Source organism: Pseudomonas sp. LBUM1661, from assembly GCF_059695925.1.
The window spans coordinates 687176-710022 of sequence record NZ_CP166794.1; the positions used below are offsets into that span (position 1 = coordinate 687176).

Here is a 22847-nt window from a genome sequence, read left to right on the forward strand (position 1 = left end):
TCTCTTTCCACGCGATACTTCCCACACGCCCGGCTATCCAAGCCATATGGTCTTCTTTTCACGTAGGCCATTTCCTAAGTTGTACTTCGGCACTCTACTCGGCCATGTCTCTCAGCGAGAATCCCCGGTCGCCCCTCCTGTAGAGAATCGCCGATGTTCGATCCAGTCAACGAGCCTTCATTTCGTCTGGATGTAGCAGGTCTGCCCGACGCTTTTGAGGTCCTGGCCTTTACCGGTAGAGAAGCCATCAGCGAGCCGTTCGTGTTCGACGTCGATCTGTTGATCAAAGACCCGGCACTCGACCTTGCGCGCCTGCTCTATCGTCCGGCCTTTTTGCACATCGGGCCGCAGGGCAATGGCTTCCACGGACAACTGCATGAACTGGTCCAGCGCGAACATGGCCCGACGGTCAGGCTTTGCCACGTGCGGCTGGGCCCCAAGTTGACGTGCCTTTCCCAGCGCTTCAGCCAGCGAATCTTCAGCGCCCGTTCGGTGCCACACATCCTCGACCAGGTGCTCAGGGAACACGGCATTGCCGGCCAGGCGCGGCGCTTTGAGTTGAGTGGCGATTACCCACCCCGTGATTTCTGTACGCAATACCGGGAATCGGACCTGCAATTTCTCCAGCGCCTGTGCGCCGAGGAGAACATTCGCTACCACTTCGAGCACGGCGCTCGCGGGCACTGTGTGGTCTTCGGTGCAGGGCAGGGGAATTTTCGCCAGGGTGAAGATGCGCTATTCCAGATCGAAGGCGAGCAACCGGCGGTGCGTCAGTTTTCGCTTCAGGGCTGCGCCGATGCAACGGCGCAAAGTGCTGAAGGCCACACGGACCTGACGACACTGCGCAGTGGTCGGCTGATGCGCTTGTCCGGCCATCCGTTGACCGAGTGCAATCGTCTCTGGCTGCTGACCCACCTCGAACATCGGGGCAACCAGGAGCCGGGCACTCCCTACTGCAACCAGATTCGTGCCATCCACTGGGAAGCGCCTTTCGTCACGCCTCAACCTGCGCTCAAACCGAGGATGCTCAGCCTGCAACGGGCCTGGGTGGTCGACGTCGATGAATCGAACCCCGATCCGTCCAGACCGGTGGCTGTGCAGTTTGATTGGCTCTATCAGGGTGAGGGCGCGATACCCAGCCACTGCTGGCTGCCGTTGGCCGCAGAGCTCGCAGGGGCAAGCGTTTCGCCGTTGAATGAAGGGACCGAGGTGGTGGTGAGTTTTGTCGAGGGTGATCCGGATCGACCGCTGATCAGCGGCGTTCTTCATCATCCGACGCCTGTCGAAAAGGCTGAGGTGCCCGCGATCGAGGCGGTCCAGGTTGTCGAGGGCCTGTCGCAATGGCTGCGATCGGGTGAGCCCTTGATGCTGCTGTGTCTGATGCCCGGTGGTGGCAGTTTCAGCCATTGCACGCAAGCGCTCTGCACCTGCCGGGTGGCGATGGAATTTGGCCGGAGCGGTGCGGCATGATCGCCGGGCCGCCGCAATGGCTATTGCTGGATGTGCCGGGTGCACCGCAGGCGGGTGCGCTGCTGCAACAGATGCAGGCTCGGTGGTTCTGGTTGTTCGAAAGCACAGAGCTGCATGCATTGCGCGAACAAGGGCCAGCCTTGGTCGACCTGCGGACATGCCCTGCGTTGTTTGAGTTGTGCCACAGCGAAGCGCACATCTGGCGTGGTTTGTTGCTGCTCAGCGAGGCGTCGTCATCACAGCTGCTGGCGCATTTGCGCCGCATGCTCACGGTCAGTGTCGGCCTGCATCACCGGGCCTTATTGAGTTACTACAACCCACACACGGCCAGTTACTTTTTTGATGCTTGCGATGCCCGGGAACTGAGTCGCTGGCTCGGCCCGATCAGTCAGTTGCGCTGGTTTGGCGGGACCTGGGCCGACCGCGCGATCGGCAGTGAGTGCTGGCAGCAGTTGCTCAATCCGGGGCTTGCCGTCAGCCCGTTAGGGATCGAAGAAAGTCTCAGCCCTGGTCAACGGGAAAAACTGCAAACCTGCCTGCTGGAGCAACATACCTGGCGTTGGAACATCTCTACCGCGACTGATTACAACACCCTTTGGTCCCATGTGCAGGAAGGGCTGGTGCTGGGTTTCAGCGAACGTTCGGTGCTCGACGACTGGTTATGGTTGCGCTTGCAGCACCCCAGCGCTGTGCTGGTGCAGCCGTTGACGGGCGCCACCCAACAGGAGCGTCTCGATGGGCTGCGCGATGTGTGGCAGAACGGTCAAGCCTGAAGGCGAGGTCAGTGGGCTCGTCCGGCGAACCAGCCGTCGTTCTTGCGCAGGTACCAGGCGAACGTGCCCAAGGTCAGGCTGCGCAGCAACATGAACAACAAGAATGTTATCCACAGTCCATGGTTGCCAAGACCTTGCAGCACCCAGGCGAACGGCAGCAGCAGAACCACCGTCAGCAGCATGCCGTTGCGCATTTCCCGGGCGCGGGTGGCGCCGATGAACAGCCCGTCGAGCAGGTAACTCCAGACCGCAATCAACGGCAGTGCGGCGAGGTAGGGCAGGTAGATGAACGCGGTGTCGCGCACGCTTTGAATGTCGGTCTGCATCTCGATGAACAGGTGCCCGGCGAACAGGAACAGCACGGCAAAGCCCAGGCTCGCCAGCAACGACCAGCCGCAAGCCACCACCAATGAGCGGCGCAGTGCCTCCCGGTCACGCGCGCCGATGGCATGCCCGCACAACGCTTCCACGGCGTGTGCCAATCCGTCGAGGGCATGGGCGGTCAGCAGCAGGCCGTTGAGCAACAGCGCATTGGCGGCGACGGTGGCATCACCCAACCGCGCACCCTGCACGGTGATCAGGAAAAACACCGATTGCAGCGCCAGGCTGCGGATGAAGATGTCGCGGTTGACTGCCAACAGCGGTCGCCAGCTCTGCCACAGGGCCAGTGCGGCCCAGGCGATGTGGCCGGGGTAAGCGCGCAGGGCCTTGCGGGTCATCAGCAGGCCGATCAGGGCGCCGGTCCATTCGGCGATCACCGAGGCTCGGGCAGCACCGACCACGCCCCATTCCAGACCGAGGACGAACCACAAATTCAGCGCGATATTGACCAGGTTGGTACTCAGCAGAATCGCCAGCGGCGCCCGGGCGTTCTGCGTGCCGAGGAACCAGCCGACCAATGCGTAACTGGCCAATGCGGCCGGCAGGCCGAACAGCCGGGTGTGGAAGAATTCGCGGGTCAGCTGATCCAGTTCCGCCGAGGGTTGCATGAAGTGCAGCGCGACGCCGCTTAATGGCACCCCCAGCGCTCCCAACACCACGGCCAGGCCCATGGCCAGTAACAGGCCTTGCAGCAAAATCTGCCGCAGCGCCGCACCGTCCCCGCGTCCGGCAGCCTGGGCGGCGAACCCGGTGGAACCCATGCGCAGAAAACCCATGGCCCAGGCCAGAAACGTATACAGGCTGGCCCCGACCGCGACGGCACCCAATTGATGGGCGTGGGGCAGGTGACCGATGACGGTACTGTCGACCAGCGCCACTAGCGGTACGGAAATGTTCGAGAGAATCATCGGCGCGGCCAGCGCCCAGACCCGACGATGGGTCGGGCGGTCGCGCCAGTCGGCAATCAGGTTGGACATGCAGGCTCCTTGGGGAGCGGGCATTGTAGCGGTAGGTGAGCGCAATCTAAAAAGCATCGCCGCTCCCACAAGGATTTGTGGTGTCAGTGAATAATCCAGCTCAACAGCCAAAGCCCCAGCAGCAACCAGATGATCCCCATGATGATCGATGCATTCATGAACGCCCGAATCGCCGACCACAACAGCATCAACCCCAGGATCAACGCAATGATGTTGATGATCGATGTATCCATGCCCAGCGCACGGGACATCCCTTCGACAAAGTTGCTGCCCGCATGGCTTAGCAGATTGAACAAGCCACTGAGGCCGTCAACGATAAACCGGATGACCGAACCGAGCGCCTGGCCGAGCCATTCGAAAAAGCTTTCTACCTGCATGTGAGGATCGTCCTGATGAGTGTGATGGCGATTGGGCCATTATCGCGATGTCGAGTTCCCTGATACCAGGATCGTTTGAGTATGGCGCAAAGATTCCCGTCTGTTTATGAACCCTGTAGGAGCGAGCTTGCTCGCGAAGAACTCAAGCGCACACGGTTTATCCAGGATGTACGCATTATCGTTAACGTCCATCGCGAGCAAGCTCGCTCCTACAGGAGAAGCTTGCCATCCCCGGCCATCCCCCCGAAGCTATACGCCTTCAGGAGAGCCCGATGAACCTTGTTGAACTGACCGAACGCCTGCACGCCATCCGTGACCGCAATGACTGGCGGCAATTTCACAGCCCGAAAAACCTGGCCATGGCCGCCAGCGTGGAAATGTCCGAGCTGGTGGAAATCTTCCAGTGGCTGACCGAAGATCAGTCACGTCAATTACCGGCGGACAAACTTGCTCACGCCGGGCAGGAAATCGGTGACATCGTGCTTTATCTTTTGCTCCTGTGCAGCGAGTTGGGGTTGGACATGAATGAAGTGGTGCGCAGCAAACTCGCGGACAGCGAACGGCGGTTCAGCTGATGAGCGACCGTCATTTCGATCAACTGGCGACCCGCTTTGCCGAAAAAATCTACGGCGGTGCCAAAGGTGCGATCCGTCTGGCGGTGCTTCAGGCTGACCTGGCTGAAACCCTGCCGGACCGACCGCTGCGCGTACTCGACATCGGCGCCGGCCTTGGCCACATGTCGTTGTGGCTGGCCCAGCGCGGTCATGACGTCACACTGGCCGAACCTGCCGGGCCGATGCTCGACGGCGCCCGCCAGCGCTTCGCCGACGCCGGGCAGACCGCCACGTTCATTCAGGCGCCATGGCAGGATCTGCTCGGTCAGCTCACCGAACCCTACGACCTGGTGCTGTGCCACGCCGTGCTGGAATGGCTCGCCGAACCCCACGCGATCCTGCCGGTTTTGCATCAGCTCACTAAAAAAGACGGCTGGTTGTCCCTGGCGTTCTACAACCGCGACGCGTTGATTTATCGCAACTTGCTCAAGGGCCACTTCCGCAAGATGCGCAAGAACGACATGGCCGGCGAGAAGCAGAGCCTGACCCCGCAGCAGCCCCTCGATCCACGAGAACTGGCGGCGCAACTTGAAGGCCTGTGGCAGGTCGAAACTCAGAGCGGGGTGCGGGTTTTTCACGACTACATGCCGGTGGAATTCCAGGCCCGCGCCGAACTGGTGGACTTGCTCGAAATGGAACTCGCCCACCGTCGCCACCCAAGTTTTGCCGGACTTGGGCGCTATTTGCACTGGATCTGTCGGCCGGTCTGATCGGAGCGCGAAATGAAAACTCGTTCAGGGTTACTGGTGATCTGTCTGGGGTTGGCGGCCTGTCAGGGCAGCAACCCTTATGTGGCGACCTCCAACCCCCTACCACCGGCGCCGCCTCAAGCGGCCAGTACCTTCGACCGCAGCGCATATCCGGCACCGCCGCGCGACTACGGGCGTTATCGCAGCTGGGCCTGGCTCAACGGGCAGCTGCCGCCGGGCACAGCGTGGGCGGATTCGGCGCAAGTCGCCGAAGCGGTCAGCAATGCCCTCGATCAACGGGGCCTGCGCCCGCTGCATGACAACCGCCCGGCGGACCTGTTTGTCAGCGCCGATCTGCATCTGGAAACCCGCTTGCGCCAGGTTCAAGACGACTACGGTTACTACGGCGGCGGTTATGGCGGTTACAACCGCTATGGCAGCGGTTATGGCATGTACAACACGGTGCCGATTGTTCGCACTTATCAGGAACAGGTTGTGGTAGTGCGGGTGGATATGTTTGATGCCGGCACTGGCCAACCGGTGTGGAGCGCCAGCGCGGAAACCAGCAATCGCGGCAGCCAGAGCGAGCGCGCCGATGCGATCAGGAAGGCTGTAGAAAAGGCAATGTCGGCGTATCCTCCTGGTTAGCTTCTGTCGTCAAGAAGCATTGCGCAGGTTCATGTCTTCTATCGGAGAACAATCATGTTCCGCCGTCTCGCTTTACTGGCTGTGGCCGTGCTGCTCAGTGCCTGCGCCGCCAACCAGGTCAATCATGACTTTGATGCCAGCCGCGACTTCGCCGCTTATCGCAGCTGGAGCTGGAAAGAACCTGCCCTGCAATATCGTCCCGATGATCCACGGATCAAGAGTGACCTGACCGAACAACGCGTTCGCCAGGCGGTTACCGATCAATTGGATCAGCGCGGCCTGCGCCCGGTTGCCGGTGGCGGCAAGGGTGATTTGAGCGTGCAGACTTACCTGATCGTCGAAGAGCGCCAGCAGCAGGTGACCACTAACTACGGCGGCGGTTGGGGGAATCCATGGAACGGTTATTGGGGCGCGCCGATGTATAACGAAACCCGCAATATCAGCTACAAGGTGGCGACTATTCAGATTGATTTGCTTGATGGCAAGGATGGCAAATTGGTGTGGCGGGGCAGTGATGAGCAGATGCTCAGTCGCACAACGAACCCGTCTGATCGCAGTACGGCCATCCGCGAAACGGTTGGGCGGATATTGGCTAACTATCCTCCGAAGTAGATGGCTGGCGGCCTGATAGCCGACCAAGTTCTTGGTTGATTTGTGTGTAGATCCGTTGCTGCGGTAACGGCGGCTTGGGGTTCCGCCCTTACGGCGACTCACTTTTTTTTCAAACGCCAAAAAAAAGTAAGCAAAAAAAGGCTCGCCCCGAGCGTCCGGCCCCTCGCTTAGGCTCGGCGTTCCTTCGTTCCGGTATTCATCCGGGGACACTGCCCTCCGGTCTGCTTCGCGACGACCTACATGCAGCGTGTTCGACTGCGTCGAACGGCGCTGCGCGCCACTCCCCGGATGAACACCTCCACTCAGCCTCCCGAAGGGGCGGGTGGATCAAGATCAAAAACTGAAGGCGAGCTAACGCTCGGCCTGATGAGTGGTGAGAAGCGAAGCGGTACGGCGCTCTGCTTTTGATTTTCTGTAGGCGCGAGGCTTGCCCGCGAAGGCGCCCTTCGTTCCGACCAATTGCACACAGATGCACACCGCTCAAACTGTGGGAGCTGGCTTGCCTGCGATGGCGTCATTCGAACCGGTTAATCGCTCGCGGGTACACCCGGTCCAAATGTGGGAGCGGGCTTGCCCGCGAAGACGGCCTTCGTCCCGACCAATTCCTCACAGATGCACCCGCTCAAACTGTGGGAGCTGGCTTGCCTGCGATGGCGTCATTCGAACCGGCAAATCTCTCGGGGTACACCCGGTCCGAATGTGGGAGCGAGCCTGCTCGCGAAGGCGGTCTGACAGGCGCCAAAATCACCCCGCCAAACACTCAGGCCACCGGCCGCCAATGCCCAACCATATGCTCAAGATCCCCCGCCCCCACCAGCTGCAAATCCCCACTGGACCCTGCCGCACTGGCCATTAACGTCACTTCGCTCGGCAACCGCACCGGTTTGCGGAATTGCACTTCAATCTCGACATTCGCCGTCGGCAGATGGTCGGCAAGCGCCGCCAGGGTGCGTGCCTTGTTCCACAACCCATGGGCAATCGCCGTCGGGAATCCGAAGAGTTTGGCGCTGGCGGCACTCAGGTGAATCGGGTTGTAGTCGCCGGACACTTTGGCGTATTGCCGACCAATGTCTGACGGCGCTTCCCAGCGGGCGACTTCGGTCATGGCCAGTGTCGAGGCCAGCACTTCTTCGATGGGTTCGCCGTCGAGTTTTACCCCGCGGCACAACATCCGGCTTTCTGCTTCCCACAGCGGCCCCAACTGATCGTCAAGCGTCGTCACCAGATCGAACGTCGCACCTTTGGCGTGGGGTTGCAGGTTTTGCACGTGCACGCTGATCCGCGCGCGATTCACTCCGCCCATGGGTCGCAGAACGCGGATGCGGTTGCTCAGGTGGATCAGCCCCAGCAGCGGGAATGGAAACTCCTTGGCGGTGAGCAGTTGCATCTGCAAAGCAAACGCGAGGATGTGTGGATAAGTCGGCGGCAGCAGGCCGTTGTCGGTAAAACCGCAGACGTTGCGATACGCCGCCAAACGTTGCGGATCAACGTTGATCCAGCAGCGCAAGCCGGAATCGGGCAGGGTAGTGCCGGTGATTTTGCGGCGCGTCGCGGCCTTGGCGTACAGCGTCGGCAGGCTCGGTTCGCGGTTGAGTGTGTGCCAGTCGATGATCATGCCTAAGCCCCCAAAACACTTTGTCCACAGACTCGCAACGCTTGCCCGGTGAACGCGCCGGTGCCCGGTTGCGCCAGCCACGCCACCGCTTCGGCGACGTCTTGCGGCAAGCCGCCCTGGCCCAACGAACTCATGCGCCGACCCGCTTCACGCAAGCCGAAGGGCAGGTGCGCGGTCATTTGGGTTTCGATGAAGCCCGGCGCGACCGCATTGATGCTGATGCCGCGTTCCTTGAGCAGCGGGGCCCAGGCCTGGGCCAGCCCGATCAGCCCGGCCTTGCTCGCGGCGTAATTGGTTTGCCCGCGATTGCCGGCGATACCGCTGATGGACGCCAGCAGAATCACTCGAGCGTTGTCGCTCAGCGTGCCGCTGTCGAGCAGGGCCTTGGTCAGTACTTGCGGTGCGTTGAGATTGACCGCGAGCACCGCGTCCCAGAATTCCGGGGTCATGTTGGCCAGGGTTTTGTCCCGAGTGATGCCGGCGTTGTGCACCACGATGTCGAGGCCGTCGGGCAATTGTTCGATGAGTTGTGCGGCGGCGTCTTCGGCGCAGATGTCCAGGGTGATGCTGCGTCCGCCGAGGCGGGCGGCGAGGGCTTCGAGGTCGGTCTTGGCCGGTGCCACGTCGAGCAGAATGACCTCGGCACCATCACGGGCCAGGGTCTCGGCGATGGCGGCGCCGATGCCGCGCGCCGCGCCGGTGACCAGTGCCTTGCGGCCGGACAGTGGGCGAGTCCAGTCCGTCACTTGGGTGTCGCAGGCCTCCAGGCGAATCACTTGCCCGGAGACGAACGCGCTTTTCGGCGAGAGGAAAAACCGCAACGGACCTTCCAATTGATCCTCGGCACCGTCGCCGACCTGGATCAGCTGCAAGGTGCCGCCGCTGCGCAGTTCCTTGGCCAGTGAACGGCTGAAGCCTTCCAGCGCGCGTTGGGCACTGGCGGCGAACGGGTCGCTCAAGGTCTGCGGCGCACGCCCGAGAATCACCAGGTGCGCGCTGTGATCGAGATTTTTCATCAGCGGCTGGAAGAATTCACGCAGCTGTTTGAGCTGATCGGTCTGCACCAGGTCGCTGGCATCGAATACCACGGCTTTGAGCTTGGGGCCGTGGCCGGGAATCCAGGCCGTCGCCAGTGAAGGCTCGGCGCCGTAACTGTAAATCGCATCGGTCAGGCGGTTGGCGAAGGCGCTGACTTTCTCCGCCAGCGGGCCGCCGCCGATCAACAGCGCCCCTTCGACGGGACGCAGCCGGCCGGCTTGCCAGCGCTCCAGCCGAACCGGCGACGGCAGACCCAGGGCCCCGACCAAACGATGGCCGATGGACGAATTGGCGAAGTCGATATAGCGGTCAGACATGGAACGCGCTCCAGCAGCTGGGGTTCAAAGTGTGGACCACGAATGGCGATCAGTCGTTCGATCCATGAGATTAGGCCTACGCTTGATCAAAACAGATTAGTTTGATCGGTGGATTTGTGTGGCAATGCATTCACTGTGGGAGCGGGCTTGCCCGCGATGGGGCCGGCACATTCAATATCCGTGTTGATTGAGCCAACGCTTTCGCGGGCAAGCCCGCTCCCACAGGGATTGCGTCGACTTTCAGATAGTTCATCAGGAGCTTTTCATGACTCAGCTGCGCCGCGTCGCGATTATCGGCGGTAACCGTATTCCCTTCGCCCGTTCCAACGGGCCGTATGCCACCGCCAGTAACCAGGCGATGCTCACCGCAGCGCTCGAAGGCTTGATCGAACGCTTCAACCTGCATGGCCTGCGCCTGGGCGAAGTGGCGGCGGGGGCGGTGCTCAAGCATTCTCGGGACTTCAACCTGACCCGCGAATGCGTGCTTGGCTCGCGACTGTCGCCGACCACCCCGGCCTACGACATCCAGCAAGCCTGCGGCACCGGCCTTGAAGCGGCGTTGCTGGTGGCGAATAAAATCGCCCTCGGCCAGATCGAGTGCGGCATTGCCGGCGGTGTCGACACCACGTCCGATGCGCCGATCGGTATCAACGAAGGCCTGCGCAAAATTCTCCTGCAAGCCAATCGCGCCAAGACCACCGCCGACAAACTGAAAACTTTTTTGCAGGTGCGTCCGCGTCATCTGATCCCGGAGTTTCCACGCAACGGCGAACCGCGCACCGGCCTTTCGATGGGCGAACACTGCGAGTTGATGGCGCAAACCTGGAACATCCCGCGCGCCGAGCAGGATCAACTGGCACTGGAAAGCCACCAAAAACTCGCCGCCTCCTACACCGAAGGCTGGCACAACGATCTGATGACGCCGTTCCTCGGCCTGACCCGCGACAACAACCTGCGCCCGGACCTGACCCTGGAAAAACTCGCCTCGTTGAAACCGGCGTTCGAGAAAAGTGCCAAGGGCACCATGACCGCCGGCAACTCCACGCCGCTCACCGATGGTGCGTCACTGGTGCTGCTGGGCAGTGAAGAATGGGCGAAGGAGCGCGGCTTGCCGATCCTCGCGTACTGGCGAGATGGCGAAGCGGCGGCGGTGGATTTCGTCAACGGGGCCGAGGGCCTGTTGATGGCGCCGGTTTATGCAGTGCCGCGCTTGCTGGCGCGTAACGGCCTGACGTTGCAGGACTTCGATTACTACGAAATCCACGAAGCCTTCGCCGCGCAGGTGCTCTGCACGTTGAAGGCCTGGGAAGATCCGCAGTATTGCAAAACCCGCCTGGGCCTCGACGCGCCGTTGGGTTCCATCGACCGCAGCAAACTCAATGTCAAAGGCAGTTCACTGGCGGCCGGGCATCCATTTGCCGCTACGGGTGGGCGCATCGTCGCCAACCTGGCCAAGTTGCTCGACGCGGCAGGCAAGGGTCGAGGTTTGATCTCGATCTGCGCCGCCGGCGGCCAGGGTGTGACGGCGATTATCGAGCGCTGAGCAGTTCGGCGTCCTGCTGCACGATGCGTTTGCGGTTGGCGTAACTCTCGGCCATCACCGAGCAGACGATCAGCTGCAACGGGTGGTAGATCATGATCGGCAGCAGGATCAGCCCCAGGCCGGGGTTGGCACCGAAGATCAACGCGGCCATCGGCGCACCCGCCGCCAGGGATTTTTTGCTGGCGCAGAACACCGCTGCGATCTCATCGGCCTGGCTGAATTTCAAGGCGCGGGCGGTGCGGGTGGTCATCCACAGGATCACCGCCAGCAGCACTGCGCTGCCGATCAGCGCCGTGAGAATCACGCTGTCGCCCTGTTGCTGCCACATCCCCGACACCATCGAATTGCAGAACGCCGCGTACACCAGCAGCAGGATCACCAGCTTGTCGACGACGTTGGTGTAGCGCTTGTGCCGGGCGAAAAACTTGCCGAAAAACGGCCGCACCAGTTGCCCGAGCACCAGCGGCAACAACAGCATGGCGCAGAGGTCGAGCAGGGTTGAGCCGAGGTCGATGCCACCGGCGCCGCTGCCGACCACGACACTCACCAGCAACGGCGTAATGAAAATTCCCAGGACGCTGGACAGGCTCGCGTTGAGAATTGCTGCCGGCACGTTACCGCCCGCGCTGCCGGTCAGGGCCACGGAAGACGAGATGGTCGAGGGCAGGGCGCAGAGGTAGAGGAAACCGAGCATCAGCAGCGAAGGAACATGCGAACCCAGCAGCTTGTCGCTCACCAGCCAGATCAATGGGAACACCGCAAAGGTGAAACCCTGGACCATGACGTGCAGCTTCCAGTTTTTCAAACCCTGGCTGATCTGCTCGCTGGAGAGGTTGACCCCGTGCAGGAAGAACACCAGGAACACACCGATGTTGATCACGTACTCGGCATGCATGCCGCCACCGGTGGCGCCGAAGCTCGGGAAGAAATACGACAGCAGCGTGGCGATCAGCATGCCGCACAAGAACCAGTCGGTGACGACGCGTTTGAGGTGTTTGAAGGCATGCATGACAGGCACCGAATACATTTGTAAGAAATGGTGACTTAGCCTAACGTCGGCCTTATCAGTCGTCTTGCGACATAAGGCCAATGAATGCCGACTAACGGACAACTTTCCCTAGAACGGACGATTCCGACCCTGTCGGCGTTGCCGCGTGCGTTGTATGCCCGGGCCGAAAGCCTGAACGCCGGCTCGTGGACACCGCCGCATCGTCACGACTGGGTGCAGTTTTCCTACGCCATCAGCGGCGTGCTCGGCGTGCACACGGCCGAGGGCAGCTTCTTTGCACCGCCGCAGTGGGGGATCTGGATTCCGGCGGATCTGGAGCATCAGGTCGTGACCTCGATGCGCGCCGAAATGCGCAGCCTGTATGTGCGCCGCGAGGATTGCGAGTGGGCGGACGGGCGTTGCCGGGTGCTGGAAGTGACGCCGTTGGCGCGGGAACTGATCAAGAGCTTTTGCCTGCTGCCCGTGGAATATCCGCAGGGCGACAGCGCGGAGTCGCGGCTGGTGAATGTGCTGCTGGATCAGTTGGCGAATCTGCCTGAGGTCGGGTTTTCCCTGCCGCTGCCACGTCATCAGCGGTTGCTGGGGTTGTGCAACGAACTGATCGAAAGCCCGGAGCGCAACGTGACCTTGCAGGAATGGGCGCAGCGGTTGGGGACGTCGGAGAAGACCTTGATGCGCTTGTTTCAGCGCGAGACAGGGTTGAGCTTTCGAGGGTGGCGGCAGCGCATGCGGCTGCTGTCGTCATTGAGTTTGCTGGAGGAGGGCGACAGCGTGACCAATGCCGCGCTGTCTTGCGGGTATGACTCGACATCGGCGTTTATAGCGGCGTTCAAGAATTTGTTCGGGTTTACCCCGGGAGAGTTGTTCAGGCAGTGACGGCCTCTTCGCGGGCAAGCCTCGCTCCTACAGGGAATCTCAGTGAACACAAAAATGTGCCTGCCATCGATTCTCTGTAGGAGCGAGGCTTGCCCGCGAAGAGGCCGCCGGGGGTTTAGATCAGGTCCTGAACCGTCGAACCAACCCATCCAGCTCATTCGACAACCCGGCCAGGCTCTGCGAATCCAGCCGCGCCGAGTTCGCCAGTTCCGCCACCAACTGCGCATCACCATGAATCTGGCTGATGTGCCGATTGATGTCTTCCGCTACCTGGTGCTGTTGTTCCGCCGCCGTGGCGATCTGCGTGTTCATGTCGCGAATCACATCCACCGACTCACGAATCAAGCCAAAGCTGCTGCGTGCCTCGCCGATGCGGGTCACCGATTGCTGGGACACTTCCAGGCTGGCGTGCATCTGCTGGGTAACCTGGCTGGTGCGCTTGGCGAGGTTGCCAAGCAGTCCGTCGATTTCCGCCGTGGAGTCCGCCGTGCGCTTGGCCAGCGCCCGCACTTCATCCGCCACTACGGCAAAACCACGTCCTTGCTCACCGGCCCGCGCGGCTTCGATGGCCGCGTTCAGCGCCAGCAGGTTGGTCTGTTCGGCAATCGAGCGGATGGTCCCGAGGATCGACTGGATGTCGTTGCTGTCGCGTTCCAGCTGTTGCATCGACTGGGCCGACTGTTCGATTTCCTGGCTCAGGCGATCGACGCTGGTCACTGCCGCATCAATCTGCTGCTGACCTTCGCGCGCCTGGCGCTGGCCACTGTCGGCGGATTCCGCGGCCTGGCTGCAAGAACGAGCCACTTCGTTGGCGGTGGCGACCATTTCGTGGAACGCCGTGGACACCATGTCCACCGCTTCACGCTGGCGCCCGGCCGCTTCGGCCATGTCGCTGGAGACCTGGGTCGAGCTCTTGGAGGTGGCGAGGATCTTGGTCGCGGCGCCGCCGATGCTCTGGATCAGGTTGCGAATCGCCGCCAGGAACTGGTTGAACCAGTTCGCCAGTTGCGCGGTTTCGTCGCTGCCACGGATTTGCAGGTTCTTGGTCAGGTCGCCTTCACCTTGCGCGATGCCTTCCAGGCCGCTGGCCACGCTGCGGATCGGGCGCACGATGACGCTGGCGAAACTGGCACCGACGATGGCGAAGAGCACGGCCAGCACGGCAGCGATGATCGCGATCAGCCAGGTCAGCTGGGTGGCCGAGCTCATCACGTCGGTCTGCTTGATCAGGCCGATAAAGGTCCAGCCCAACTGCTCCGACGGCCAGACGTTGGCCATGTAGCGTTCGCCATTGAGTTCGACTTCCACCAGGCCTTTGCCGGCCTTGCCCAGTTGCGCGTAGCCTTCGCCGAGGCTGCTCAAGGCTTTGAAGTTGTGTTCCGGTTGCTTCGGGTCCACCAGCACGGTGCCGGTGTTTTCCAGCAGCATCAGGTAGCCGGTTTCACCGAGCTTGATCTGTTTGACGATTTCGGTGAGCTGCTTGAGCGTCACGTCGATGCTGACGACGCCGCCATTGGTCCCCAGTTTGTTGTCGATGGTGCGCACGGTACTGACGTAAGTCGCGTCATCCTGAGCCCAGTAATAAGCCTCGGTGCGAAACGGCTTGCCCGGCTTGGCTTGGGCAGCTTTGTACCAGGGGCGCTGGCGCGGGTCGTAGTTGTTCAGCTTGGCATCGTCCGGCCAGGACACATAACCGCCCGCCGCCGTGCCGAGAATGGCATAGGCGTAGGACGGGTGGCTGTTGCCTAGGTTCTGCAGGAGGGCGAAGACCTTTTTGTCCGCCTCGCCTTGGGGAATACTTTCGGCGTTGGCGCTCATGTAGGTCTTGAGGCTGTCGTCGGAATTCTTGATCAACGGTTGGGTCGCCAGGTAATCGACGTTCTGACTGATGCCGTCAAAGAATATCTGCATGGCATTGCTGACCTGACGAATCTCGCGGGCACTGCCGTCGACGAACGCGTCCTTGGCATCACTGCGCAGGTTCAGCACAACGAGCGTGGCGACCAGCACCACCGGCAAGCAGGCGATGATTGCAAACGCCCAGGTCAACTTCTGTTTGATGTTCATCCGCGCTCCAGATTTTCTTGTAGGCCCACGCAGTGCAGATGACTCGCGGATTATTGGCAGCTGTAAACGTTTTTGATCACCAGGGTCCTTGGTGCGCCATCGTTGTTTTCTGTCGAAACGATTGTCGGACAAATCACTCTGTCACTGAGGACTTCGGCTGCTGGAGACGGAAATTGAGGACTATTGAGAAAAATCCTACGAAGGGTATGAATTGGAGTGTCAGCTTCTGTCGCAAATGCCCGCAAAGGCCTACAGCAACAGGTGACATTAGGTCAGCTATGATCCTGGACGGATAATGACGGGTGTCGGGTTTGCCGGGAAATTCCGGCACATTGTGTGCTTATTGATGTTCATGGGAGCGTTCATAGGTCGGCAACCCCTCCCCCGAATGAGTGGATTGCCGTATAACGAATGACTTTCGCGTGTTTGGTAATAAAGGACCCACAATAAAAGCTGATGAAGACTCCAAAACGCATTGAACCCCTGATCGAGGACGGTCTGGTCGACGAGGTGCTGCGCCCACTCATGAGTGGTAAAGAAGCAGCTGTTTATGTGGTGCGCTGCGGTAACGAGCTACGTTGCGCGAAGGTCTACAAGGAGGCGAATAAACGCAGTTTCCGCCAGGCGGCCGAGTATCAGGAAGGCCGCAAGGTACGCAACAGCCGGCAGGCCCGGGCCATGGCCAAGGGTTCCAAGTTCGGCAAGAAAGAAACCGAAGACGCCTGGCAGAACGCCGAAGTAGCGGCGTTGTTCCGTTTGGCCGGTGCTGGCGTGCGGGTTCCCAAGCCTTACGACTTCCTGGAAGGCGTGCTGCTGATGGAACTGGTGGCCGACGAGTACGGTGATGCCGCGCCGCGTCTGAACGACGTGGTGCTGGAACCGGACCAGGCGCGCGAATATCACGCGTTCCTGATCTCGCAGATCGTGCTGATGCTGTGTACCGGTCTGGTGCACGGTGACTTGTCCGAGTTCAACGTGCTGCTGACTCCGACCGGTCCGGTGATCATCGACTTGCCACAAGCGGTGGACGCGGCGGGCAATAACCACGCGTTCAACATGCTGGAGCGGGACGTGGGCAACATGGCGTCCTACTTCGGGCGGTTTGCGCCGGAGTTGAAAAAGACCAAGTACGCCAAGGAAATGTGGGCGTTGTACGAAGCCGGCACCTTGCACCCGGCCAGCCTCTTGACCGGCGAGTTCGACGAGCCGGAAGAGATCGCCGACGTTGGCGGGATCATGCGCGAGATCGAGGCCGCACGCCTCGATGAAGAGCGCAAGCAAGCGGTGCGCGCCGCTGATGACGCGCCCCCCGGCAAAACCGAAGAACCGCCTCCGCCCTGGATGCAGTGATCGGTTAATCCAAAACCCGGCTTCGGCCGGGTTTTTTGTGGGAGCGGGCTTGCTCGCGAAGAGGCCATCACCTCCAACTTCAGGTCGCCTGACAGTCCGCTTTCGCGAGCAGGCTCGCTCCCACATACTGGCCGCACTCGTAACACTCCACACTCAAGGATTGAATGTGAACTCCACCCGCAACGCCCAACTGATCATCGCCGCCCGTCTGATCTCGGATTTCGGTGCCTTCCTCAACATGGTCGCCCTGGCCACTTACGTCTACCTGCTCAGCAACAGTGCCATGAGCGTCGGCATCTTCCTCGCGAGCCGCGTGGGCGGAGGCATTTTCGCCAGCCTTATCGGCACGACTTTTTACCGGCGCTGGGCCGGGCGCCTGCCGCTGATGGCTTTTGACCTGTTGCGCGCCGGGCTACTGGGACTGTTGCTGGTGTTGCCGGTCGCGCAACAAGCGCTGTTGCTACCCGTGATCGCCTTCGGCCTGGGGTTTGGCAATTCCATGTTTGCGATTGGCCTTAACAGTCAGTTGCCTAACTTGATCGACGGCGAACACTTGCTCAAGACCAACGCCTGGATCACCTCGGCGTCCTCAGCGGCCATGGTTGGTGGGAGTCTGGTGGCAGGACTGTTGGTGGCGGCGTTCGGCTTTGAAACGGTGTTCGCGTTGAACGTGGCCACGTACCTGCTGGCCGCGCTGTTCATCGTGCCGCTGCGCTTTTCCGAACCCACACCCAGTGCCGAGTCAGCCAATGAGCGGGGAGAGTGGCAAGCCCTGCGCCAGGGGTTGCGAAGTACACCGGTGGTGGCCGCGATGCTCGCCGTCGCCATGGCCGACACCCTTGGCAGCGCTGCGCACAACGTCGGTTTCCCGATCATTTCCAGGCTGCTCACACCCGAGTCCGCCAGCACCACGCTGGGCCTGATGCTGGCGGTCTGGGCCTGCGGAAAACTCATCGGTGCACGGATCGCCAGCCGCCTGAAAGGCTCGGACAACGTGAACCTGGAGCGGCGATTCTTCTTCGGCGTTTTGCTGATGTCATGCGGCTTCATCCTGATGTTCCAGCAGCACACGCTCTACGGTTTGCTGCTGTTTGTGTTGCCGGCGGGATTGGGCGACGGCTTTTCGGAAGTCGGCCTGATGTCACGTTTACAACGCGAACCGGACAGCCTGCGCCTGCCGATTTTCAGCTTCCTGACGCTGTTGCAAATGACCGGATTCGGCGTCGGCATGCTGATCGCCGCGCCGTTCTATTCGTGGTGGACGCCGGGTGCCGTGGTGCTGCTGTTCCACGGCATTCCCCTCACCACGTTGCTGGTGGTGAAGGGGTTGGCCATCAGGGGCGAGCGGGTGCGGCGCAGCAGCCAGACTCAAGGTTCTTGAGAATCGGGCAGTCCGGGCGATGGTCGCCGTGGCAGTGCTCGACCAGGTCCTGCAGGGTGTCGCGCAACTGACCGAGTTCGAGGATTTTCTGGTTGAGCTCGTCGATGTGCTGGCGGGCCAACGCCTTCACGTCAGCACTGGCGCGCTGGCGGTCCTGCCAGAGGGTCAGGAGTTTGCCGACCTCTTCCAATGAGAAACCCAGGTCCCGCGAACGCTTGATGAACGCCAGGGTGTGCAGGTCATCGGCGCCGTACACCCGATACCCGCTGTCAGTGCGATGAGCCGCCTTGAGCAAACCGATGGACTCGTAATAACGGATCATCTTTGCGCTCAGGCCGCTTTCACGGGCCGCTTGGCCGATGTTCATTGGGTGTCCTCCAGATCCTTGGGTTTCCAGGTTTTCAACAGTAGCGCATTGCTCACCACACTGACGCTCGACAATGCCATAGCGGCGCCGGCCAGCACCGGGTTGAGGAAGCCAAAGGCTGCCAACGGAATGCCGATCAGGTTATAGACGAAGGCCCAGAACAGGTTCTGCCGAATTTTTGCGTAGGTCTTGCGACTGATCTCCAGCGCCGCCGGCACCAGCCGTGGATCGCCGCGCATCAGGGTGATCCCGGCCGCATGCATGGCCACGTCGGTGCCGCCGCCCATGGCGATGCCAATATCGGCAGCCGCCAGGGCCGGGGCGTCGTTAATGCCATCGCCGACCATCGCGACCACGCCGGTTTTCTTAAGTCGCGCGACGGTAGCCGCTTTATCGGCTGGCAGCACTTCGGCGTGGACATCGCTGATGCCCAGCGCCTCGGCAACCACTTTGGCGCTGCCACGGTTGTCGCCGGTCAGCAGGTGGCTGCTGATGTTCCGTGCACTGAGTTGTTGCACGGCTTGCAGGGCGCCGGGTTTCAACGTGTCACCAAAGGCAAACAGGCCCAGCACTCGCGTCTCGGGGCTTTGCTCGATCAGCCAGGACAAGGTCCGGCCTTCGGTTTCCCAGGCGGTGGCGGCGTCCGCCAATTCACCGGCGTTCAAACCGCTTTCTTCCAACAGGCGCCGATTGCCCAGGGCCAACCGACGACCGTTCAACGTGCCCGCAATACCGCGCCCGGTCAGCGATTGGCTATCGCTGACATCGGCCACACTCAAACCGCGTTCGGCACACGTATCCAGAACCGCCTTGGCCAGCGGGTGTTCACTGCCGCGTTGCAGGGCGCCGGCCATTTGCAGCAGGGCGGCTTCGTCAGCGTCGATGGCGCTCAGGTGAGCAATGCGTGGAGCCCCCGAAGTCAGCGTGCCGGTCTTGTCGAACACCACCGCGCTGACTTCATGCGCACGTTCCAGCGCTTCGGCGTCCTTGATCAAAATCCCGTAGCGTGCCGCGACGCCGGTGCCGGCCATGATCGCGGTCGGCGTCGCCAGACCCAGTGCGCAAGGGCAGGCGATCACCAGCACCGCAACGGCGTTGATCAACGCCGTTTCCATCGGCGCGCCGTACAGCCACCAGCCGATCAAAGTGGCCAAGGCCAGCAGCAGAACCACGGGCACAAAGACCTGGCTGACTTTATCCACCAGTTTCTGGATAGGCGCCTTCGCGGCTTGAGCGTCCTCCACCAGACGGATGATCCGCGCCAGCACGGTTTCCGCGCCGAGCGCCAGGGTACGCACCAGCAATCGGCCTTCACCATTGATCGCGCCGCCGGTGACCTTGTCGCCAGGTTGTTTGGGCACCGGCAGGCTTTCGCCGCTGATCAACGCTTCGTCGGCGTGGCTCTGGCCTTCGACCACTTCACCGTCGACCGGGAAGCGCTCGCCGGGTTTGACCATCACCAGGTCGTTGAGGCGCAACGCGCTGATGGCGACATCCTGTTCGCGGCCGTCGATCACCTGAATGGCTCGCTCCGGGCGCAAGGCTTCGAGGGCGCGAATGGCGCTGGCGGTCTGGCGCTTGGCGCGGCTTTCCAGGTATTTGCCCAACAGCACCAAGGCGATCACCACTGCAGAGGCTTCGAAATACAGGTGCGGCATGCCCCCGGCGGCGGTGGCCCATTCGTAAAGACTCAAGCCGTAACCGGCGCTGGTGCCGAGGGCGACCAGCAAGTCCATATTGCCGGCCCCGGCGCGCACGGCTTTCCAGGCGGCCACATAAAAGCGCGCACCGAAGATGAATTGCACCGGCGTGGCCAACGCAAATTGCACCCAGGCCGGGAGCATCCAGTGCACGCCGAACGGTTGCAGCACCATCGGCAGCACCAGCGGCAAGGCGAGGGCGATGGCCATGATCAAGGCCCAACGCTCGCGATGCAGGCGGGCTTGTTGGTTGTCGGTTTGTGGGTGTTCGACTTCCCAGACGCTGGCGCTGTAGCCAGCTTTGGTCACGGCCGCGATCAGGATTTGCGGATCGACCTGGCCGAGCAGTTCGAGGTGGGCGCGTTCGTTGGCCAGGTTGACGCTGACGCTTTTCACCCCCGGCACTTTGGCCAGCGCACGTTCGACCCGGCCGATACACGACGCGCAGGTCATGCCGTCGATGCTCAATTCCAGGTTCTGTTGCGGCACGCTGTAGCCGGCTTGCTGCACGGCGTCCATCAACGCTGGCAGGCTGTCGCTGGGGGCTTGAACCCGGGCCTGTTCGGTGGCCAGGTTGACGCTGACAGCACTGGCGCCGATGACTTTGCTCAAGGCACGCTCGACACGCCCGGCGCAACTGGCGCAGGTCATGCCGGCAATCGGCAGATCGAAAGTGGTGGATTCGGACATCGGTCACGCTCCCTGTAGAAGATGTCTACAGGATCAACCTTGCCATGCGGGCAAGGTCAAGCGCCAATCAACAGTCACCAAAAATCAAAATGTGGGAGCGGGCTTGTCCGCGAAGGCGTCGTTACATCCAACATCAATTTGTCAGACAGACCGCTATCGCGGGCAAGCCCGCTCCCACAGGGGGATCAGTAGTCGAGGGCGGTGGGCTTGAGGTACATCCCTTCCTGCGTCATCGCAATCCGGAACTTCAGCACATCCCCGGCCTTGAGCGTGATGTTCTGCGAACCCGGTGCGAGCATGCCCGGATTGCAGCCTGGTGCCTGCCCCGGCAGCAGCTTGAGGCGCAAGGACACATTGCCCGGCGGCAAATTGAACGAGGTGCTTTGTTCCTGGAACAACCGCGCCGACAACTGATCCTGGATGTACACACCGATCTCGCAGTTGGTCGACACTTCCAGGCGCTCGCGGGAAATGATCAGCACGCCATAGTCCTCCCCGGCAGCGTTGACCGAGGGCACGGTGGCGAAAAGGCTGAGGAAGCCAAACAGGCTGAGAGCTGACCAGCGCATGGCTGAATCTCCTGAGGTCGAGTCATTGATGCACGCAGCTTGGCCGAGCGCGACGCCGATTGCCAGCCCGGCAGTTTGCGGCAGAACTTGACCTTGCCATGGTGGCAAGCTCGAGACTGCAGGCAACCTCACTCAAGGAGTCACCCCATGCAAGTGTTCAACGTTGAAGGCATGTCCTGTGGTCACTGCGTCAAAGCCATCACTCAAGCGCTGCAAGCCAAGGACCCGGCCGCCAGTGTGCGGGTCGATCTGGCGGCGAAAGAAGTCGGCGTCGAGAGTGCGCTGACGACTGACCAGGTGATCGCCGCCATCACCGAAGAAGGCTACGTCGCCAAAGTCGCCTGAGGTCAGGCGCAATCCCTGTGGGAGCGGGCTTGCTCGCGAAAGCAGACGTTCAGTCACCTCATTGCTGGAACTGCCGCCGCCTTCGCGAGCAAGCCCGCTCCCACAGGTTTTGTGTTTTTAGCAGGCAGGCACTAGTTGCCGGAGGTTTTTATTAGTTAGCGACCTATCGGAATGTTCAAGGCGTCCCTGCGCGGCTAGACTGTCGGGCTGCCGACCTCTGTCCAACGGGATGCCCGATGAACTTCCGCACCATTCTGATTCTTGGCGCCCTGAGCGCGTTCGGTCCGCTGGCGATCGATTTCTATCTGCCAGCGTTCCCGGCGATGGCGCTCGCGTTCGGCACCGATGAAAAACACGTTCAGCTGACCCTGGCGGCGTATTTCCTGGGATTGTCCCTCGGTCAGCTGGCTTACGGCCCGGTGGCGGATCGTTTCGGGCGACGCATTCCCTTGCTGACCGGTGTCGGTTTATTCACCGCTGCGTCCGTGGCCTGCGCCTTTGCGCCGAATCTTGAATGGCTGATCGGCGCGCGTTTCATTCAGGCCTTGGGTGGTTGCGCGGGGATGGTGATCTCGCGGGCGGTGGTCAGCGATAAATGCGATGCGGTCGGTTCGGCGAAGGTTTTCTCGCAATTGATGCTGGTGATGGGGTTGGCGCCGATTCTGGCCCCCATGCTCGGCGGACTGTTGGTCAACACCACGGGCTGGCAGTCGATCTTTCTCGTGCTGACCGGTTTCAGTGCACTGGCCGGGCTGGCCGTGGCGCTTGGGCTGCCGGAAAGTCTGCCGGCCCATGTGCCGCGTCAGCCTTTGTCGGGGGCGTTGCGTCAGTACGGTCGGCTGTTGTCGGACCCGATTTACCTTGGCCACGCCTTGACCGGTGGCATCGCCATCGCCGGGATGTTTGCCTACATCGCCGGTTCACCCTTCGTCTTCATCAAACTGTACGGCGTGCCGGCCGAGCATTTCGGCTGGCTGTTCGGCACCAACGCGGCGGGGTTCATTCTGGTGGCGCAGGTCAACGCGAGAATGCTGGCCAAGCGTGGCCCGGCGTTTCTGTTGGTGCGCACGGTATGGATTTACGTCGGTGGCGGCCTGGCGCTGCTCGCCGTCAGTTCATTGCACACCGAGCAGCTATGGCCATTGCTGATTCCACTGTTTGTCTGCATCGCCAGCCTGGGTTGCATCCTCCCCAATGCCTCGGCCTGCGCGATGAACGGCCAGGGCGCGCGGGCCGGCAGTGCGTCGGCGATGCTCGGTTGCCTGCAATTCAGCGTCGCGGCTGGGGCTGCGGCGCTGGTGGGGGTTTTACACGATGGCAGCGCCGTGCCGATGGCCTTGGTCATCAGCCTGTGCGGAATTCTGGTGGTGAGCGTCGCGATGCTCACCCGGCGTTTGCAAAATGCCCGGGCACTGGCACAAGCCCAGGTCTGAGGAGGG

The 22847-nt window shown here is 61.5% G+C and carries 21 protein-coding genes and 1 pseudogene; 12 read left to right on the forward strand and 10 right to left on the reverse strand.

From position 1 onward, the window contains the following. The first annotated feature begins 153 nt into the window (after nucleotides 1-153). A complete protein-coding gene (locus ACA057_RS03080) occupies nucleotides 154-1470 on the forward strand; it encodes a type VI secretion system Vgr family protein (RefSeq protein WP_497345848.1) in 1317 nt (438 codons plus the stop codon). Then, nucleotides 1467-2243 (forward strand): DUF4123 domain-containing protein, encoded by a 777-nt coding sequence (locus tag ACA057_RS03085; protein ID WP_497345850.1) that lies wholly within the window; start codon nucleotides 1467-1469, stop codon nucleotides 2241-2243. The genes ACA057_RS03080 and ACA057_RS03085 overlap by 4 nt, the downstream gene beginning before the upstream one ends. A gap of 8 nt (nucleotides 2244-2251) precedes the next feature. Here the strand turns inward: ACA057_RS03085 and ACA057_RS03090 are convergent, their stop codons facing one another. Beyond that, nucleotides 2252-3601, reverse strand: a complete 1350-nt coding sequence (locus ACA057_RS03090; protein WP_497345852.1) for an MATE family efflux transporter — start codon at nucleotides 3599-3601, stop codon at nucleotides 2252-2254. 83 nt (nucleotides 3602-3684) lie between these two features. Further along, nucleotides 3685-3978 (reverse strand): hypothetical protein, encoded by a 294-nt coding sequence (locus ACA057_RS03095; RefSeq protein WP_059405721.1) that lies wholly within the window; start codon nucleotides 3976-3978, stop codon nucleotides 3685-3687. Nucleotides 3979-4250: 272 nt separating this feature from the next. Here ACA057_RS03095 and ACA057_RS03100 point away from each other — a divergent pair, with 272 nt between their 5' ends. Genes ACA057_RS03100 through ACA057_RS03115 form a run of 4 tightly spaced genes read left to right on the forward strand, consistent with a single transcriptional unit; the run spans nucleotide 4251 to nucleotide 6541 of the window. Continuing rightward, nucleotides 4251-4553, forward strand: coding sequence for a MazG-like family protein (locus ACA057_RS03100; RefSeq protein ID WP_008011269.1), 303 nt, complete (start codon nucleotides 4251-4253; stop codon nucleotides 4551-4553). Next, nucleotides 4553-5302: a methyltransferase domain-containing protein gene (locus ACA057_RS03105; protein ID WP_497345854.1), complete on the forward strand. Its 750-nt coding sequence runs from the start codon at nucleotides 4553-4555 to the stop codon at nucleotides 5300-5302. The genes ACA057_RS03100 and ACA057_RS03105 overlap by 1 nt, the downstream gene beginning before the upstream one ends. 12 nt (nucleotides 5303-5314) lie before the next feature. Continuing rightward, on the forward strand, nucleotides 5315-5929 hold the full coding sequence (locus tag ACA057_RS03110; RefSeq protein WP_497345856.1) for a DUF4136 domain-containing protein: 615 nt from the start codon (nucleotides 5315-5317) through the stop codon (nucleotides 5927-5929). A gap of 54 nt (nucleotides 5930-5983) precedes the next feature. Next, nucleotides 5984-6541, forward strand: a complete 558-nt coding sequence (locus ACA057_RS03115) for a DUF4136 domain-containing protein (protein WP_497345858.1) — start codon at nucleotides 5984-5986, stop codon at nucleotides 6539-6541. A 760-nt stretch (nucleotides 6542-7301) separates the two neighbouring features. Here the strand turns inward: ACA057_RS03115 and ACA057_RS03120 are convergent. Continuing rightward, nucleotides 7302-8156 carry a MaoC family dehydratase gene (locus ACA057_RS03120; protein ID WP_497345860.1) on the reverse strand — a complete coding sequence of 285 codons (855 nt, stop codon included), beginning with the start codon at nucleotides 8154-8156 and terminating at the stop codon, nucleotides 7302-7304. 2 nt (nucleotides 8157-8158) lie between these two features. Beyond that, nucleotides 8159-9511, reverse strand: coding sequence for a 3-oxoacyl-ACP reductase (locus ACA057_RS03125; protein WP_497345862.1), 1353 nt, complete (start codon nucleotides 9509-9511; stop codon nucleotides 8159-8161). A gap of 265 nt (nucleotides 9512-9776) precedes the next feature. Between ACA057_RS03125 and ACA057_RS03130 the strand changes: the two genes are divergently transcribed. Next, a complete protein-coding gene (locus ACA057_RS03130) occupies nucleotides 9777-11054 on the forward strand; it encodes an acetyl-CoA C-acetyltransferase (RefSeq protein ID WP_497345864.1) in 1278 nt (425 codons plus the stop codon). Here the strand turns inward: ACA057_RS03130 and ACA057_RS03135 are convergent. Beyond that, nucleotides 11041-12063, reverse strand: coding sequence for a bile acid:sodium symporter family protein (locus tag ACA057_RS03135; RefSeq protein WP_497345866.1), 1023 nt, complete (start codon nucleotides 12061-12063; stop codon nucleotides 11041-11043). The genes ACA057_RS03130 and ACA057_RS03135 overlap by 14 nt on opposite strands. Before the next feature lie 84 nt (nucleotides 12064-12147). Between ACA057_RS03135 and ACA057_RS03140 the strand changes: the two genes are divergently transcribed. Continuing rightward, nucleotides 12148-12939, forward strand: a complete 792-nt coding sequence (locus tag ACA057_RS03140; RefSeq protein ID WP_497345868.1) for an AraC family transcriptional regulator — start codon at nucleotides 12148-12150, stop codon at nucleotides 12937-12939. Nucleotides 12940-13059: 120 nt separating this feature from the next. Here the strand turns inward: ACA057_RS03140 and ACA057_RS03145 are convergent, their stop codons facing one another. Both ACA057_RS03145 and ACA057_RS03150 read right to left on the reverse strand, forming a co-directional pair. Beyond that, complete coding sequence (locus tag ACA057_RS03145; RefSeq protein WP_401359943.1) at nucleotides 13060-13827, reverse strand: methyl-accepting chemotaxis protein; 768 nt, start codon at nucleotides 13825-13827, stop codon at nucleotides 13060-13062. Between the two features lie 90 nt (nucleotides 13828-13917). Further along, nucleotides 13918-15006 (reverse strand): annotated as a pseudogene (locus ACA057_RS03150) (cache domain-containing protein); the annotation flags it as partial. A gap of 456 nt (nucleotides 15007-15462) precedes the next feature. Between ACA057_RS03150 and ACA057_RS03155 the strand changes: the two are divergent. Together ACA057_RS03155 and ACA057_RS03160 are read left to right on the forward strand one after the other, a co-directional pair. Then, nucleotides 15463-16356: a PA4780 family RIO1-like protein kinase gene (locus ACA057_RS03155; RefSeq protein WP_059405712.1), complete on the forward strand. Its 894-nt coding sequence runs from the start codon at nucleotides 15463-15465 to the stop codon at nucleotides 16354-16356. 166 nt (nucleotides 16357-16522) lie between these two features. Next, the gene (locus ACA057_RS03160; RefSeq protein WP_497345870.1) at nucleotides 16523-17737 is read left to right on the forward strand and encodes an MFS transporter; all 1215 of its coding nucleotides are present in this window, start codon (nucleotides 16523-16525) and stop codon (nucleotides 17735-17737) included. Here ACA057_RS03160 and cueR read toward each other — a convergent pair. From cueR to ACA057_RS03175, 3 genes are all read right to left on the reverse strand, one after another. Further along, nucleotides 17691-18104: a Cu(I)-responsive transcriptional regulator gene (gene cueR, locus ACA057_RS03165; RefSeq protein WP_401359872.1), complete on the reverse strand. Its 414-nt coding sequence runs from the start codon at nucleotides 18102-18104 to the stop codon at nucleotides 17691-17693. The genes ACA057_RS03160 and cueR overlap by 47 nt on opposite strands. Further along, nucleotides 18101-20494, reverse strand: a complete 2394-nt coding sequence (locus ACA057_RS03170) for a heavy metal translocating P-type ATPase (protein WP_497345873.1) — start codon at nucleotides 20492-20494, stop codon at nucleotides 18101-18103. The genes cueR and ACA057_RS03170 overlap by 4 nt, the downstream gene beginning before the upstream one ends. A gap of 185 nt (nucleotides 20495-20679) precedes the next feature. Further along, nucleotides 20680-21063: a hypothetical protein gene (locus ACA057_RS03175; protein ID WP_497345875.1), complete on the reverse strand. Its 384-nt coding sequence runs from the start codon at nucleotides 21061-21063 to the stop codon at nucleotides 20680-20682. Nucleotides 21064-21210: 147 nt separating this feature from the next. On the opposite strand from ACA057_RS03175, the gene ACA057_RS03180 reads away from it, so the two are divergent. Continuing rightward, nucleotides 21211-21408, forward strand: a complete 198-nt coding sequence (locus ACA057_RS03180) for a cation transporter (RefSeq protein WP_497345877.1) — start codon at nucleotides 21211-21213, stop codon at nucleotides 21406-21408. Nucleotides 21409-21644: 236 nt separating this feature from the next. Then, nucleotides 21645-22841 carry a multidrug effflux MFS transporter gene (locus ACA057_RS03185; RefSeq protein WP_497345879.1) on the forward strand — a complete coding sequence of 399 codons (1197 nt, stop codon included), beginning with the start codon at nucleotides 21645-21647 and terminating at the stop codon, nucleotides 22839-22841. Nucleotides 22842-22847: the final 6 nt, after the last annotated feature.

Excerpts from the sequence above, each read along its gene's own strand:
- cueR (WP_401359872.1), bottom strand. The coding sequence starts at position 18,104 with ATGAACATCGGCCAAGCGGCCCGTGAAAGCGGCCTGAGCGCAAAGATG.
- ACA057_RS03080 (WP_497345848.1), top strand. The coding sequence starts at position 154 with ATGTTCGATCCAGTCAACGAGCCTTCATTTCGTCTGGATGTAGCAGGT.
- ACA057_RS03140 (WP_497345868.1), top strand. The coding sequence starts at position 12,148 with ATGCCGACTAACGGACAACTTTCCCTAGAACGGACGATTCCGACCCTG.
- ACA057_RS03170 (WP_497345873.1), bottom strand. The coding sequence starts at position 20,494 with ATGTCCGAATCCACCACTTTCGATCTGCCGATTGCCGGCATGACCTGC.
- ACA057_RS03180 (WP_497345877.1), top strand. The coding sequence starts at position 21,211 with ATGCAAGTGTTCAACGTTGAAGGCATGTCCTGTGGTCACTGCGTCAAA.
- ACA057_RS03110 (WP_497345856.1), top strand. The coding sequence starts at position 5,315 with ATGAAAACTCGTTCAGGGTTACTGGTGATCTGTCTGGGGTTGGCGGCC.
- ACA057_RS03185 (WP_497345879.1), top strand. The coding sequence starts at position 21,645 with ATGAACTTCCGCACCATTCTGATTCTTGGCGCCCTGAGCGCGTTCGGT.
- ACA057_RS03125 (WP_497345862.1), bottom strand. The coding sequence starts at position 9,511 with ATGTCTGACCGCTATATCGACTTCGCCAATTCGTCCATCGGCCATCGT.
- ACA057_RS03155 (WP_059405712.1), top strand. The coding sequence starts at position 15,463 with ATGAAGACTCCAAAACGCATTGAACCCCTGATCGAGGACGGTCTGGTC.
- ACA057_RS03085 (WP_497345850.1), top strand. The coding sequence starts at position 1,467 with ATGATCGCCGGGCCGCCGCAATGGCTATTGCTGGATGTGCCGGGTGCA.
- ACA057_RS03115 (WP_497345858.1), top strand. The coding sequence starts at position 5,984 with ATGTTCCGCCGTCTCGCTTTACTGGCTGTGGCCGTGCTGCTCAGTGCC.
- ACA057_RS03105 (WP_497345854.1), top strand. The coding sequence starts at position 4,553 with ATGAGCGACCGTCATTTCGATCAACTGGCGACCCGCTTTGCCGAAAAA.
- ACA057_RS03145 (WP_401359943.1), bottom strand. The coding sequence starts at position 13,827 with ATGGCCGAAGCGGCCGGGCGCCAGCGTGAAGCGGTGGACATGGTGTCC.
- ACA057_RS03130 (WP_497345864.1), top strand. The coding sequence starts at position 9,777 with ATGACTCAGCTGCGCCGCGTCGCGATTATCGGCGGTAACCGTATTCCC.
- ACA057_RS03175 (WP_497345875.1), bottom strand. The coding sequence starts at position 21,063 with ATGCGCTGGTCAGCTCTCAGCCTGTTTGGCTTCCTCAGCCTTTTCGCC.
- ACA057_RS03095 (WP_059405721.1), bottom strand. The coding sequence starts at position 3,978 with ATGCAGGTAGAAAGCTTTTTCGAATGGCTCGGCCAGGCGCTCGGTTCG.
- ACA057_RS03135 (WP_497345866.1), bottom strand. The coding sequence starts at position 12,063 with ATGCATGCCTTCAAACACCTCAAACGCGTCGTCACCGACTGGTTCTTG.
- ACA057_RS03120 (WP_497345860.1), bottom strand. The coding sequence starts at position 8,156 with ATGATCATCGACTGGCACACACTCAACCGCGAACCGAGCCTGCCGACG.
- ACA057_RS03090 (WP_497345852.1), bottom strand. The coding sequence starts at position 3,601 with ATGTCCAACCTGATTGCCGACTGGCGCGACCGCCCGACCCATCGTCGG.
- ACA057_RS03100 (WP_008011269.1), top strand. The coding sequence starts at position 4,251 with ATGAACCTTGTTGAACTGACCGAACGCCTGCACGCCATCCGTGACCGC.